The organism is Variovorax sp. MSC1_012 (assembly GCF_023667525.1).
Lineage (GTDB): Bacteria > Pseudomonadota > Gammaproteobacteria > Burkholderiales > Burkholderiaceae_C > Variovorax > Variovorax beijingensis_B.
In genome coordinates this window covers 5,373,841-5,386,160 of sequence record NZ_CM174443.1, presented here as the reverse complement: position 1 = coordinate 5,386,160, position 12,320 = coordinate 5,373,841, and the positions used below count along the sequence as shown (strand labels likewise).

16 protein-coding genes are annotated in these 12,320 nt (G+C 67.6%); 4 read left to right on the top strand and 12 right to left on the bottom strand.

Features of this window, described 5'->3' with window-relative positions:
• Positions 1-4: 4 nt before the first annotated feature.
• The 10 genes from L1081_RS25425 to flgB all read right to left on the bottom strand — a co-directional run bounded on the left by L1081_RS25425 (position 5) and on the right by flgB (position 7,940).
• Positions 5-499, bottom strand: coding sequence for a chemotaxis protein CheW (locus L1081_RS25425; RefSeq protein WP_489414609.1), 495 nt, complete (start codon positions 497-499; stop codon positions 5-7).
• A 22-nt stretch (positions 500-521) separates the two neighbouring features.
• Entirely contained in the window at positions 522-1,493 is a 972-nt protein-coding gene (gene flgJ, locus L1081_RS25420; protein WP_489414608.1) for a flagellar assembly peptidoglycan hydrolase FlgJ, read from the bottom strand.
• Positions 1,494-1,501: 8 nt separating this feature from the next.
• A complete protein-coding gene (locus L1081_RS25415; RefSeq protein WP_489416839.1) occupies positions 1,502-2,599 on the bottom strand; it encodes a flagellar basal body P-ring protein FlgI in 1,098 nt (365 codons plus the stop codon).
• Between the two features lie 133 nt (positions 2,600-2,732).
• Positions 2,733-3,509 (bottom strand): flagellar basal body L-ring protein FlgH, encoded by a 777-nt coding sequence (locus L1081_RS25410; RefSeq protein ID WP_489414607.1) that lies wholly within the window; start codon positions 3,507-3,509, stop codon positions 2,733-2,735.
• Positions 3,506-4,288, bottom strand: coding sequence for a flagellar basal-body rod protein FlgG (gene flgG / locus L1081_RS25405; protein ID WP_124960772.1), 783 nt, complete (start codon positions 4,286-4,288; stop codon positions 3,506-3,508). The genes L1081_RS25410 and flgG overlap by 4 nt, the downstream gene beginning before the upstream one ends.
• Positions 4,289-4,328: 40 nt before the next feature.
• Positions 4,329-5,075, bottom strand: a complete 747-nt coding sequence (locus L1081_RS25400) for a flagellar basal body rod protein FlgF (RefSeq protein ID WP_489414606.1) — start codon at positions 5,073-5,075, stop codon at positions 4,329-4,331.
• Positions 5,076-5,082: 7 nt separating this feature from the next.
• Positions 5,083-6,297: a flagellar hook protein FlgE gene (gene flgE, locus L1081_RS25395; RefSeq protein ID WP_489414605.1), complete on the bottom strand. Its 1,215-nt coding sequence runs from the start codon at positions 6,295-6,297 to the stop codon at positions 5,083-5,085.
• Positions 6,298-6,385: 88 nt separating this feature from the next.
• Positions 6,386-7,072, bottom strand: a complete 687-nt coding sequence (locus tag L1081_RS25390) for a flagellar hook capping FlgD N-terminal domain-containing protein (protein ID WP_489414604.1) — start codon at positions 7,070-7,072, stop codon at positions 6,386-6,388.
• Between the two features lie 23 nt (positions 7,073-7,095).
• On the bottom strand, positions 7,096-7,512 hold the full coding sequence (flgC, locus tag L1081_RS25385; protein WP_489414603.1) for a flagellar basal body rod protein FlgC: 417 nt from the start codon (positions 7,510-7,512) through the stop codon (positions 7,096-7,098).
• A 17-nt stretch (positions 7,513-7,529) separates the two neighbouring features.
• Positions 7,530-7,940, bottom strand: a complete 411-nt coding sequence (flgB, locus tag L1081_RS25380) for a flagellar basal body rod protein FlgB (RefSeq protein WP_489414602.1) — start codon at positions 7,938-7,940, stop codon at positions 7,530-7,532.
• 166 nt (positions 7,941-8,106) lie between these two features.
• Between flgB and flgA the strand changes: the two genes are divergently transcribed.
• From flgA to L1081_RS25365, 3 genes are all read left to right on the top strand, one after another.
• On the top strand, positions 8,107-8,820 hold the full coding sequence (flgA, locus tag L1081_RS25375; protein WP_489414601.1) for a flagellar basal body P-ring formation chaperone FlgA: 714 nt from the start codon (positions 8,107-8,109) through the stop codon (positions 8,818-8,820).
• Positions 8,821-8,903: 83 nt separating this feature from the next.
• Positions 8,904-9,200: a flagellar biosynthesis anti-sigma factor FlgM gene (gene flgM, locus L1081_RS25370; RefSeq protein ID WP_489414600.1), complete on the top strand. Its 297-nt coding sequence runs from the start codon at positions 8,904-8,906 to the stop codon at positions 9,198-9,200.
• Positions 9,201-9,205: 5 nt separating this feature from the next.
• On the top strand, positions 9,206-9,652 hold the full coding sequence (locus tag L1081_RS25365; protein ID WP_489414599.1) for a flagellar export chaperone FlgN: 447 nt from the start codon (positions 9,206-9,208) through the stop codon (positions 9,650-9,652).
• A gap of 9 nt (positions 9,653-9,661) precedes the next feature.
• Here the strand turns inward: L1081_RS25365 and L1081_RS25360 are convergent, their stop codons facing one another.
• Positions 9,662-10,429 (bottom strand): cyclic nucleotide-binding domain-containing protein, encoded by a 768-nt coding sequence (locus tag L1081_RS25360; protein WP_489414598.1) that lies wholly within the window; start codon positions 10,427-10,429, stop codon positions 9,662-9,664.
• 157 nt (positions 10,430-10,586) lie between these two features.
• The gene (locus L1081_RS25355) at positions 10,587-10,862 is read right to left on the bottom strand and encodes a hypothetical protein (protein ID WP_489414597.1); all 276 of its coding nucleotides are present in this window, start codon (positions 10,860-10,862) and stop codon (positions 10,587-10,589) included.
• A gap of 130 nt (positions 10,863-10,992) precedes the next feature.
• Here L1081_RS25355 and hemA point away from each other — a divergent pair, with 130 nt between their 5' ends.
• The gene (hemA, locus tag L1081_RS25350) at positions 10,993-12,264 is read left to right on the top strand and encodes a glutamyl-tRNA reductase (RefSeq protein ID WP_489414596.1); all 1,272 of its coding nucleotides are present in this window, start codon (positions 10,993-10,995) and stop codon (positions 12,262-12,264) included.
• The last annotated feature ends 56 nt before the right edge of the window (positions 12,265-12,320 follow it).

Genomic DNA, 12,320 nt, shown 5'->3' with positions numbered 1-12,320 from the left:
CGTCTCAGACGACCTTCTCGATCAGGCCCATCTCGTCGCTGGACATCAGCCGGTCGATGTCCACCAGGATCAGCATCCGCTCGTCCAGCGTGCCCAGCCCGATCAGGTAGTCGGTGTCCAGCACCGAGCCCATCTCCGGCGCCGGCTTGATCTGCTCCGCGCTCAAGGTGATCACGTCCGACACGCTGTCCACCACCATGCCCACCACGCGCCCGCCAATGTTCAGCACGATCACCACCGTGAACTGGTCGTAGCTGGGCGTGCCCAGCCTGAACTTGATGCGCATGTCGATGATCGGGACGATGATCCCGCGCAGGTTCACCACGCCCTTGATGTATTCCGGTGCGTTCGCAATGCGCGTCACCGCGTCGTAGCCGCGCAGCTCCTGCACCTTCTGGATGTCGATGCCGTATTCCTCCTGGCCCAGCGTGAAGGTCACCACCTCGAGCCGGCTCGAGGTGGCAGGCGCCGCGGCGCCGCGATGTTGTGGGGGGGTCATGATCTCTGCCATATAAATTCCTTCAGCTGAACTTCTGCATGATGCGAACGAGCTTCTGCCCGTACTGCGGATCGGTGGCGTAGCCGGCCTTCTGCAGGCCGTGCGCGGCCTCGGCCGGTGTGTCGGCGGCCAGCACGCCGGCGTAGCGCGGGTTGCGCGTAATGAACCGGGCGTAATCGGTGAAGGCCTCGTCGTAGGACGCATAGGCCCTGAACTTCGCGCGCACGCGCTGCGGTTCGCCGTCCACGTATTCGGTCGTGGTGGTCTCCACCACCGGACCCTTCCAGCTGCGGTCGGCCTTGATGCCGAACAGGTTGAAGCTCTGGGTGCCGTCGTCGGCGCGGATCTCGCGCTTGCCCCAGCCCGATTCGAGCGCGGCCTGCGCGAGGATCAGCGGCGCGGGCACGCCGCTGGCCTCGCTCGCCACCTGCGCGGAGCCGCCCATGCGCTGCACGAAACTGTCGACGCTGCCTTGCAGCGAGGCCACGGCGCCCGCGGCGGAGCGGTCGCTGTTGCGCTGGTAGATGCCCAGGTCCACCGATGCCGCCGATGGCCTTTCCGGTGCGGACGGCGATGGCGACGAGCCGAGCGGAATACCCGACTGCGGCGTGAGCGCAATCCCCGCGCGGGGCGCGAGCGGCATGCCTTCGCTGCCGCTGCCGTCTGTTTCGCCCGAGGGCGCCGCGCGGCTGAGCTGCGCGAGCATGGCCTCGGCCAGGCCCACGCCGCGCCCCGAGAGGTTCTGCGCGAGCTGCTGGTCAAGCATCGACAGGTAGATCTTCTGGTCGCGGTTCTCCAGCAGCCCGCTCGACGGCGTCGCCTCGCGCATGCTCTTGAGCACCATGTTCATGAACAGCGCCTCGAACTGCCGCGACACCTGCTTCAGGCCCTCTTCGGGCGAGCTGCGCACGGTGTAGCGCAAGGCATCGACGCCCTGCACGTCGAGTGCAAGGCGCTGGTCCAGCGCGCCGCTTCTGCTTTCCGTGATGGCCATGGCGGTGCTCAGATGATCTCGAGCTCGGCGCGCAGCGCGCCGGCGGATTTCATGGCCTGCAGGATCGACACCAGGTCCTGCGGATTGGCGCCCAGGCTGTTCAGGCCCTTGATCACGTCGGCCAGCGAGGCGCCGCCGCGCACCATCTGCAGCGCACCGCCGCCCTGGCTGATCGAGATCTGCGAGGTCTGCCCGACCACCGTGGAGCCGCCGGAAAATGCGTTGGGCTGGCTCACCACGGGCTCGGTGTTGATGACCACCGAGAGGTTGCCGTGCGCCACCGCGCAGTCGTTCACGCGCACGGCCTGGTTCATGACCACGGAGCCGGTGCGCGCATTGACGACCACGCGGGCGACCGCCTGCGTCGGCGTGACTTCGAGGCTCTCGAGCCGCGCGAGAAAGCCCACGCGCTCCTGCGGCGCAGGCGCCCGCACCTGGATCACGCGGGCATCGAGTGCCTGCGCGGTGCCCGGTCCGAACTGCCGGTTGATGGCGTCGGCCGCCAGCTGCACCGTACCGAAATCGGAGCGGTTGAGTTCAAGCGTGAACGTGCTTTCGCCGCCCACCGGCGCCTCGACGCTGCGCTCCACCAGCGCGCCGGCCGGAATGCGGCCCGAGCCGAGCTGGTTGACCTGCGCCTTGCTCCCGTTGGCCGACGCGCCCGCGCCGCCGACCACCATGTTGCCCTGCGCGATTGCATAGACCTGCCCGTCGACGCCCTTGAGCGGCGTCATCAGCAGCGTGCCGCCGCGCAGGCTCTTGGCATTGCCCATCGAGGACACCGTCACGTCGATGTTCTGGCCGGGCCGCGCGAACGAAGGCAGCGTGGCCGTGACCATCACCGCCGCCACGTTCTTCAGCTGCATGTTCACGCCCTGCGGAATCGTGATGCCCAGCTGCTGCAGCATGTTGTTGAGGCTCTGCGTGGTGAACGGCGTCTGCATCGTCTGGTCGCCCGTGCCGTCGAGCCCGACCATCAGGCCGTAGCCGATCAGCGGGTTGTCCCGCACGCCCTGGATGCTCGCGAGCTCCTTCAGCCGTTCGGCCTGCGCCGGTGAACACAGGGTGATGGCGCATAGCGCCGCGAAGCCGATCAACGAACGCATATTGCGGAAAAAATTCATGGTGGTATTCCCTTTCGTGGATGCCGCGGAACCGGCTTTGCCGGGCCGCTGGCGTCGCCCCCGGCGAGGGGGTTGGCGTAGCGACACGAAGTGCGCGAAGACCGGGGGTGAGTCATCAGAACGGCATGACGTTCAAGAAGAAGCGCTGCATCCATCCCATGTGCTGGGCCTCGTCGATGTAGCCCTTGGCCGTGTATTCGATGCGCGCATCGGCCACCAGCGTCGAAGGCACGGTGTTGTTGCCCGAGACCGTGCGCGGGTTCACCACGCCCGAGAATCGGATGTATTCGGTGCCCTGGTTGATGCCCATCTGCTTCTCGCCGCTGACCAGCAGGTTGCCGTTGCGCATCACGTCCACCACCGTGACCGTGATCACGCCGTTGAAGGTGTTGTTGGCGTTCGCGCCGCCCTTGGCGTCGAGCTTGTTGCCGCCCGACAGCTTGGCGTCCTGCCCGTCGAGCAGCGAGCCCAGCAGCTTCGGAATGCCGGCGAAATCGGCGGCCATGCTGCCCGTGCGGCTTGCGGACGCACCCGAGTTCTTGCTCGCATTGACCCGCTCGCTGATGACGATGGTCAGGATGTCGCCCACGTTGCGCGGCCTGCGGTCCTCGAACAGCGCGCTGCCGCCGGGACCGTCCTGGAAGATCGCTCCGTTCGCACGCCGCGGCATCGCGCTCATGCTGCTCTCCGCCCGCGCTGTCATCGGCTGGTGCACCAGCGGCTCCCGCGGAACCTGCGCGCACCCCGAGGCCAGCACGGCACCCAACGCCAACAAGAGCCCGTGCCCCCTTCCAGGAACACCGCGGAACCGGCTTCGCCGGGCCGCTGGTGTTGCCCCCGGCGAGGGGGTTGGCGAAGCGACACGAAGTGCGCGAAGACTGGGGGAGGTCATAACTGCGCCAGACGCTGCAGCATCTGGTCCGAGGTCTGGACCGCCTTGCTGTTGATCTCGTAGGCGCGCTGCGTGGCGATCATGTTCACGAGCTCTTCCACCACGTTGACGTTCGAGGCCTCCACATAGCCCTGGCTCAGGATGCCCGCGCCGTCGATACCGGGGTTGACCTGGTTCGGCGCGCCGGAGGCATCGGTTTCCGCATAGAGGTTCTCGCCCTTGCTCTGCAGGCCGGCCGGGTTCAGGAAGGTGGCCAGCTGCAGCTGGCCGACCTGCACAGTGTTGGTCTGCCCGGCCTGCGTGATCGACACGATGCCGTCGCGGCCGATGGTGAGGCTGGTGGCATTGGCGGGCAGCGTGATGGCCGGCTGCACCGGAAAGCCGCTGGCCGTGACGAGCTGGCCGTCGCGGTCGGTCTGGAACGAGCCGTCGCGCGTGTACGAGGTGGTGCCGTCGGGCATCAGCACCTGGAAGAAGCCGCCGCCGTTGATGGCCACGTCGGTCGGCTTGTCGGTCTTGGTGAGGTTGCCCTGCGAGTGGATGCGCTCGGTCGCGACCACGTGCACGCCGGTGCCCACCTGCAGGCCCGAAGGCAGCCGGGTCTGGTCCGAGGTCTGGCCGCCGACCTGGCGCAGGTTCTGGTACATCAGGTCCTCGAACACGGCGCGGCTTCGCTTGAAGCCCGTGGTGCCGACGTTGGCGAGGTTGTTCGACACCACGTCGAGTTGGGTCTGTTGGGCATCCAGGCCGGTCTTGGCGATGTAGAGCGAGCGCATCATGGCGAAAAATCCTTGGGAAGTTGGGTGGTTGGGCGCTGGCTCAGCCGTACGCCAGCAGCTTGTTGGCCGACTGCGCGTTCTCGTCCGCGCTGCGCATCGACTTCATCTGCATCTCGAAGCTGCGGGCGTTGGCGATCATGGCCACCATGGCCTCGACGCCGTTGACGTTGCTGCCCTCGACCGCGCCGGTGGTCACGGTCACGGCGGCATCGGGCTCGGCCGGCGGCAGGCCCTCGCGCATGCGAAAGAGGCCGTCGGCGCCGCGCACCAGGTCGGCCACGGGCGGGTTGACCAGCTTCAAGCGGCCCACCTCGGCGATGCCGATGGCCGGGTCGCCGGCACCGCGTGCGGTCACAAGGCCGTTGGCCGCGATCGCGACGGTGGAGCCGGGCGGCACCACCAGTGCGCCGGCATCGCCGGCCACGGGCAGCGAGCCCATGGTCGTGAGCTGGCCTTCGGCGTTCACCTGCAGGTTGCCCACGCGGGTGTAGGCCTCGCCGCCATCGGGCGTCTGCACCGCGAGCCAGCCGTCGCCGTGGATGGCGACATCGAGCGCGCGGCCGGTTTCCGTGAGCGGACCGTGGCTGAAGTCGGCGCCCGGCGTGGTGGCGACCACGTAGGCGCGCGTCGGCGCCTCGGCGCCGCCGGTCACCGGCACCGCGCGAAAGCTGTTGATCTGCGCGCGGAACCCGGGCGTGGAGGCGTTCGCCATGTTGTTGGCGACGGAGGCCTGCTGCTCCATGGCCTGCTTGGCGCCGCTCATCGCGACATACAGCATGCGGTCCATGGGCGGCTCAGCGGATGTTGATCAGAGTCTGGACGACCTGATCCTGCGTCTTCACCGTCTGCGCATTGGCCTGGTAGCTGCGCTGCGCGACGATCAGGTTGACGAGCTCGGAGGTCAGGTCGACGTTCGACGCCTCCAGCGCGCCCGAGGCGAGCGAGCCCTGCTTGGTGCCCGCGCCCGGCGTGCCGGTGAGCGGCTGGCCCGAGGCCAGCGTTTCGCCCCAGACGTTCTCGCCCATCGGCTCCAGCCCGTTGGGGTTGGCGAAGGAAGTCAGCACCACCTGGCCCATCAGCGTGGTCTGTTCGTTGGAGAACTTGCCGGTGATGGTGCCGTCGGGGTTGATCGAGAACGAGGTCAGCGTGCCGGAGGTGTAGCCGTCCTGCTTGAGCGTCTTGATCTCGTTGATGTTGCCGAACTGCGTGGTGCCCGAGAGGTCGACCGTGGCGTTAAGCGCCACCGAGCCGTTGCCGAAGTTCATGGCCGGCAGCGTCAGCTTGCCGCCGGTCGGCGTGAGCAGGTTGCCGTTGCCGTCGAAGCTCATCGTCGAGATCGGCGCGCCGCCATTGAGCGCGGTGCCGTCGGCCGCGCCGTACACGTCCCAGGCATTGGCGCCGGTCTTCACGAAGAAGACGCCGAGCTCGTGCGGATTGCCGAGCGAATCGAACACCGGACCGAGCGCGTTCGAATAATTGAAGGTGGCCGAATCGGTCGCAGAGAACGGCGTCTTGGTGGGCACCGTGCCGCGCGCGTCCAGGTTGAAGGTGGCGTTGATGGCGGTGGTCGCCTTCGGGCTCATGGCCGAGGTCTGGACCTGCAGCGGGCCCGGCGTGCCGCCGTCCAGGCCGCCCGTGGCGGAGACGCCGTAGCCCGTCAGGCGCAGGCCCGCGGCATTGACGATGAAGCCGTCCTTGTCGCGCGTGAACTGGCCATTGCGCGAATACATCACCTCGCCGCTCGGGCTGCTGAGGCGGAAGAAGCCGTCACCGTTGAGGATCGCCACGTCCAGCGGCCGGCTGCTGGTCTGCACCGAGCCCTGCGTGAAGTTCTGCACGATGCCCGACACCGCCACGCCCAGGCCGACGCGCGAGCCCGCATATACGTCCTGGAAGGTCGCCGCGCCGGACTTGAAGCCGACCGTGCCGGAGTTGGCGATGTTGTTGCCGATGACGTCGAGGTTGGCGGCGGCCGCGGACAGGCCGCTGATGCCTTGGGAAAAGCCCATGATCGAATCCTTGTTTCAGTGCAATGAAGAAGAAAAAATGGCCTGCGGCGCACGGGCCGCTGCCGATGAGAAGCTGCGCGGTGAGTGCTCAGAGGAACATGCGCACATCGGCCAGGCCGATGCTCTGGCCCGACATCAGTTCGAGCGTGACGCCGCTGGCGCCCTGCTTGACGGCGGCCACCTGCGAGAAGACCAGCGAAGTGGCCTCCACGCGCGTGCCGTTGTTGGCGGCCGAGACGCTGAAGCTGTAGGCGCCCGCCGGGGCCGTGGTGCCGTCGTCGGCCTTGCCGTCCCAGGTGACGGCGTTGACGCCCTCGGTCATCGAGCCGAGCGTCAAGGTGCGCACGGTGTTGCCTGCGGCATTGACGATCTTCACTTCGACGGTGCCGGCGGTGGCCGGCAGTTGCACCGCAAAGGGCACGGCCGCCGGCTCCTCGCCGGCCTTGGGCTCGGAGGTGCTGAGGGCATTGCCGGGCGACAGCACGTTGTAGCCAATGAGCGATGCCGCCTGCAGCACCTGGTTGGCGCCGGTCTGGTTCACCAGTCCGCTGAGCGCGGTGTTGAGCCGCTCGATGCCGCTCACGGTGCTCATCTGCGCGAGCTGCGACGTGAGCTCGGCGTTCTCCATCGGGTTGAGCGGGTCCTGGTTGTTGAGCTGCGTCACCAGCAACTTGAGGAAGCGCTGCTCGCTGTCCGCCTGCGAGACGTTGCTGCCGCTCGATGCGGCCGAGGCCGCGTTGAGCCCGGAGATGGAGGAGGTGTCGGAGATGGCCATGGTTCTTGTTGGGATGTGGAGGGTTACTGGCCGATGCTCAGCGTCTTGACCATCAGCGTCTTGGCGGTGTTGAGCACCTCGACGTTGGCCTGGTAGCTGCGCGAGGCGGAGATCATGTTGGTCATCTCCTCGACCACATTGACGTTGGGCATGGCGACGTAGCCCTTGGCGTCGGCATGCGGGTTCTTCGGGTCGAAGACCATCTTCAGCGGCGAGGGGTCCTCGATGACGCCGGCCACTTTCACGCCGCCGATCTCCTGCTGGCCCGAGGCGGCCACTTCGAAGACCACCTGCTTGGCGCGGTAGGGCTTGCCGTCGGGGCCGGCCACACTCTCGGCGTTGGCGAGGTTGCTGGCCGTCACGTTCATGCGCTGCGACTGCGCGGCCATGGCGGAGCCCGCTACGCTGAAGATGTTCATGGAAGCACCGGGATGCGGCATGTGCGGCTCCTTCTTGCTTATTGCGCGGCGGAGAGCAGCGACTTGATCTTGGCGCTGACCACCGTGAGGTTGGCTTCGTAGCGCAGCGCGTTGTCGGCGAAGTTGATGCGCTCGGCATCCATCTCCACCGTGTTGCCATCGATGCTCGATTGGCTCGGCACGCGGTACAGCAGGTCGCGCTCGGGCATCGAGGACGGCGCATCGGCCTGGATGTGGCGCGCCGACGTGGCGGCCATCTGCACCGGCTGCTGCGCTGCGCGGCCGTGCTCGACGGCCTGCGTCAGGCGGCTCGCGAAATCGAAGTCACGCGCCTTGTAGTTGGGCGTGTCGGCGTGGGCGATGTTGGCCGCCAGCACTTCCTGGCGCTGCGTCCGAAGGTTCAGTGCTTCGCGGTTGAAGCGAAGCGCCGCATCCAGCTTGTCGATCATGTGTTTCCATCTTTCGAGGCGTCGCGTCCCTGGCGGGGCATGGCGACAGATGGAAAGCGAGTCTATGCATGCACTGCGTTCGCAATGGCCCGAACAAAGGGGCATTTGGCGTGCACTTCGAATCTTCGGATCCGGGGTGGCTTCCTAGAATTGCCGGGCACCCATCATGGAAAAAATCTCTTGCCGCCCGCACCGCCTGAAGCTCGTGCTGCCTGCCCTGGCGGCAGGGTTGAGCGCGGCAATGTCCGTGGCCGCAGCGCCGCTCGCGGGCGATGCCCGCGCCGCCGTCGACAGGTTTCTGCAGGCCCAGACCGCCGGACTGCCGGGCAAGGTCGGCATACGCGTCGAAGCGCCGGCATCGGGCCCGCTGCCCGCTTGCGATGCGCTCGAGGCCTTCCTGCCGCGCGGCGCCGCGGTGTGGGGCCGGGTGTCGGTCGGCCTGCGCTGCCACTCGGAGCTGAAGCCCTGGACGCGCTACGTGCTGGCCCGCGTGGCGGTCGAGGGGCGCTACTTCGTGGCCGCGCGCAACATCGATACCGGCCAGGCCCTGGGCGCCAGCGACTTCATCGCCCGCGACGGCGACCTCACCGCGCTGCCGCGCTCGGTCGTGACCGACCCCGCCGAACTGCAGGGCGTGGTGGCCGCCAACCGAATCGCGGCCGGCGCGCCGCTCAGGCGCGAACTGATGCGCGGCGTGGCCGTGATCCAGCAGGGCCAGACGATCAAGGTCGTTGCCGAAGGCCCGGGCTATGTCGTCAGCACCGAAGCGCGGGCGATGAGCAGCGCCAGCGCCGGCGCGGCCGTGCGGGCCAAGACCGCGGATGGCCGCCTGGTCAGCGGCGTGGCCGACGAGGAAGGGCAGATCCGCCTGCCGCAGTAGCCGCATCCAATGTCGCAATGCGCACTGCCCTAAAGTTCTGGCCCGAACTGCCGATACACCAGGCAGCCCTTTGAGGAACCATCTTGAAAATCGATCCATTCGCCCCTTCGGCCACACCGCTCCCCCGAACGAACAAGGGCGCATCGTCCTCGCCCGCCAGCGGCGCCGACGCCGTCCAGGGCGGCAGGAACGCGGTGCAGCTCTCGTCGGCCCAGGTGCATTCGATGCCCGAGGCACCCAACGCCGACTTCGACGCGGCGCGCGTCGCCTCGATCCGCGAGGACATCCGGGCCGGGCGCTACGAAATCCACCCCGACCGGATCGCCCGCGGCCTGCTCGCCAGCGTGCGCGAACTGCTCCACGAAAACGGAAAGCTCTGAGCGCCATGCTGGTTCACCTGTTGGCCGAAAAAACCTGTGTCGAGGAATTCCTGTCGGTGCTGGAGCAGGAGGCGCAGGCCATGAAGAACGGCCTCTTCGCCGAACTGCCGCTGCTCACCGGGCGCAAGGCCGGCCTGCTGGACCGCATGGCGGCACTCGACCAGGCGCGCGAGTCGGCCCAGGTGGCGCGGGGTTTCGAGCCCGGGCGCGCGGGTGCCGATGCCGCCGCCGCGGCAGACGGCGAGGCCTCGCTCGCCGCCTGGACGGCGCTGGTCGAGCTGGCGCAGCAGGCCAAGGCCTGCAACCGCCGCAACGGCTCGATGGTGTACAGCCAGCTCGACTTCACGCAGGACGCGCTGCACTATCTGCAGGCCAGTGCGCAGCCCTTCTACGGGCCGGACGGCATCCGCAAGGCCGCCAGCGCCGCGGGAACGCGGCTGGCGGTGGGCTGACCCGCAAAACTACTTGCGGGTCTTGCCCGACTTGGGCGGCGCCTCGAACAGCTCCGAGAAGAACGACGGGTTCACCTCGCCCGAGTCCTTGGCCGGGGGACTCGGCTCAGCGGACGGAAGCTCCTGGAAGTCCGACGACGCGAAGTGCGGCGGCACATACACCCCGTGCTCGTCCCGCCTGACCAGGCCGCGGCGCTCCAGGTCGCGCATGGTCTTGTTGACCTGCATCCTGGAAAGCCCCGAATAGGAGGCGATGACCGACTGGGTGATGCGCTTGTCGTAGCCGCCGTCGGTGCCCGGGGCCAGAACGGTGAGCTCGTGCAGGATGCGGCTGATGAGCCGCTCCGACGAGGCCGATGAAATCTGCCGGATCTGCCTGCGCAGCACCGTGGTGCGCTTCATCACCACGTCGAGCAGGCCCATCGTCACGGCCGGATAGCGGTCGCACAGCGCCTTGAATTCAAGCGTGGGCACCAGGTACAGCGAGGTGGGCAAGGCCGCAACCAAGGTCGCGCCGGCCTGGTAGCGCTCCTCGATCAAGGCCGAGTTCAGGAAGAAGTCGTCCTGCCGGATGAAGTCGGTCGTGACGTCGCCGCTGTCTTCGCTCCCCTGCACGACCACCCGCAGCAGGCCCGTGGCCACGCAATAGATGCGGTCGGACCACTCGTCCGCACCCAGCACGACTTCGTTGCGCCGGTAGGACCGAAGTTCGATGCGCTGAACGAAGGCTGCGCGCTCCTCGGGAGGAACGCTGGCAATAAGAGGATGCAAATACATCTGTACCGTCCATGGGGCTGCCTTGCCGCATATTGGCTCAAAGCGGCTGCCTGCAACTCTTTCCGCTCTCCAAATGTGAATATTTACCAGATGAGATTCATATACTAACAGTCAGTAACATCTGGACACGCGACATCATCGCATGACTTGGCGAAAACTACTTGCGCCAGCCGTCCGAGATCAGCCATTGACTTGTACCGCAGGCGACAACGAGCGCCGCGTACGTCGCCATCGCGCCGTCGCGGCCTGTAAGGATCACGCCGCCCAGCAGCACCAGCGCTCCCACGCCTGAATTGATCGCGCCCTGGGCCCACCATGTCCTGCCGCCCGCCTTGCGCCGGAAGACCCGGCCCATGAGCGCGCACAGGAAACCGACGGTCAGCGCGGGCGCCACGAAGTTCAGCAGGTGATTGAAAAGATCCAGCAGGGACATGGGTAGGAATGGGTATCGGGGGCCGCCGGATAAAGACAAGGGCGCTCGCGGCGCCCTTGTCTTGTGGAGTTGCATGCGGCCAAACCCCTCGGCGGCCGCACGGCTCCTGCTGATTTTATAATCAGTGGATATGTCAGTCTGGACACTGGGCCTGAACCACACGACCGCGCCGCTCGATCTGCGCGGTCGTTTCGCGTTCGCGCTCGATCAGCTGGCACCCACGCTGCAGAGCCTGCGCAGTTCGTTCGCCACCGGGCGCCATCCGCAGGTCGAAGCCGCGATCATTTCCACCTGCAACCGCACCGAGATCTACTGCGCCGCCGAGCATGCCGCGCTCGATCACACGGTCGGCTGGCTGGCCGAGAGCGGCGGCGTCGCGCCCGCGCTGCTGCGCTCGCATGCCTACACCCTGCACGACGACGAGGCCGCGCGCCACGTCTTCCGCGTGGCCAGCGGGCTCGATTCCATGGTGCTCGGCGAAGCCCAGATCCTCGGCCAGATGAAAGACGCCGTGCGCGCGGCCGAGACCGCCGGCGCGCTCGGCAGCACGCTCAACCAGCTGTTCCAGCGCTCCTTCGCGGTCGCGAAAGAGGTGCGCACCGCCACCGAGATCGGCGCGCATTCCATCAGCATGGCCGCGGCGGCCGTCCGGCTGGCTGGCCAGCTGTTCGAAGACCTGCACCAGACGCGCGTGCTGTTCGTCGGCGCGGGCGAGATGATCGACCTGGCCGTCACCCATTTCGCGGCCAAGGACCCGAAGGCCATCGCCATTGCCAACCGCACGCTCGAGCGCGGCGAAAAGCTGGCCTCGCGCTTCGGCGGCGAGGCGATGCGGCTGGCCGACCTGCCGAACCGGCTGGCCGAGTTCGACATCGTGGTGAGCTGCACTGCCAGCACGCTGCCGATCATCGGCCTGGGCGCCGTCGAGCGCGCACTCAAGGCCCGCAAGCACCGCCCGATGTTCATGGTCGACTTGGCCGTGCCGCGCGACATCGAGCCCGAGGTGAAGGCGCTCGAAGACATCTACCTGTACACCGTGGACGACCTCGCCCAGGTGGTGCAGCAGGGCCAGGCCAACCGCCAGGCCGCCGTGGCGCAGGCCGAAGTCATCATCGACGCCGGCGTGCAGAGCTTCATGCACTGGCTCGGCCAGCGCGGCACCGTGCCGCTGATCCAGCAGCTCAATGCCCAGGCCGACGAGTGGCGCGCCGCCGAAATGGCCCGTGCGCGCAAGCTGCTGGCCAGGGGCGAGCCGGTCGATGCGGTGCTCGAGGCCATGTCGCGCGGGCTCACGCAAAAGCTGCTGCACGGCGCCATGGCCGAGCTGCACGCGGGCGACTCCACATCGCGCGAGCACACCGCGCAGACCATCTCGCGCCTGTTCCTGCGCAAAGAGCGTTAGCGACGCTCGCCAGCGGCCCGGCTTTTCGGCCGCAGTCCTACATGCGCCCTGCCGCG

Coding starts and splice junctions, on each gene's coding strand:
- L1081_RS25390 (WP_489414604.1), bottom strand. CDS start 7,072: ATGGCCATCTCCGACACCTCCTCCATCTCCGGGCTCAACGCGGCCTCG.
- L1081_RS25425 (WP_489414609.1), bottom strand. CDS start 499: ATGACCCCCCCACAACATCGCGGCGCCGCGGCGCCTGCCACCTCGAGC.
- L1081_RS25400 (WP_489414606.1), bottom strand. CDS start 5,075: ATGGACCGCATGCTGTATGTCGCGATGAGCGGCGCCAAGCAGGCCATG.
- L1081_RS25355 (WP_489414597.1), bottom strand. CDS start 10,862: ATGTCCCTGCTGGATCTTTTCAATCACCTGCTGAACTTCGTGGCGCCC.
- flgC (WP_489414603.1), bottom strand. CDS start 7,512: ATGCCGCATCCCGGTGCTTCCATGAACATCTTCAGCGTAGCGGGCTCC.
- L1081_RS25415 (WP_489416839.1), bottom strand. CDS start 2,599: ATGCGTTCGTTGATCGGCTTCGCGGCGCTATGCGCCATCACCCTGTGT.
- L1081_RS25365 (WP_489414599.1), top strand. CDS start 9,206: ATGCTGGTTCACCTGTTGGCCGAAAAAACCTGTGTCGAGGAATTCCTG.
- hemA (WP_489414596.1), top strand. CDS start 10,993: ATGTCAGTCTGGACACTGGGCCTGAACCACACGACCGCGCCGCTCGAT.
- L1081_RS25360 (WP_489414598.1), bottom strand. CDS start 10,429: ATGTATTTGCATCCTCTTATTGCCAGCGTTCCTCCCGAGGAGCGCGCA.
- flgJ (WP_489414608.1), bottom strand. CDS start 1,493: ATGGCCATCACGGAAAGCAGAAGCGGCGCGCTGGACCAGCGCCTTGCA.
- flgE (WP_489414605.1), bottom strand. CDS start 6,297: ATGGGCTTTTCCCAAGGCATCAGCGGCCTGTCCGCGGCCGCCGCCAAC.
- flgA (WP_489414601.1), top strand. CDS start 8,107: ATGGAAAAAATCTCTTGCCGCCCGCACCGCCTGAAGCTCGTGCTGCCT.
- flgB (WP_489414602.1), bottom strand. CDS start 7,940: ATGATCGACAAGCTGGATGCGGCGCTTCGCTTCAACCGCGAAGCACTG.
- L1081_RS25410 (WP_489414607.1), bottom strand. CDS start 3,509: ATGACCTCCCCCAGTCTTCGCGCACTTCGTGTCGCTTCGCCAACCCCC.
- flgG (WP_124960772.1), bottom strand. CDS start 4,288: ATGATGCGCTCGCTCTACATCGCCAAGACCGGCCTGGATGCCCAACAG.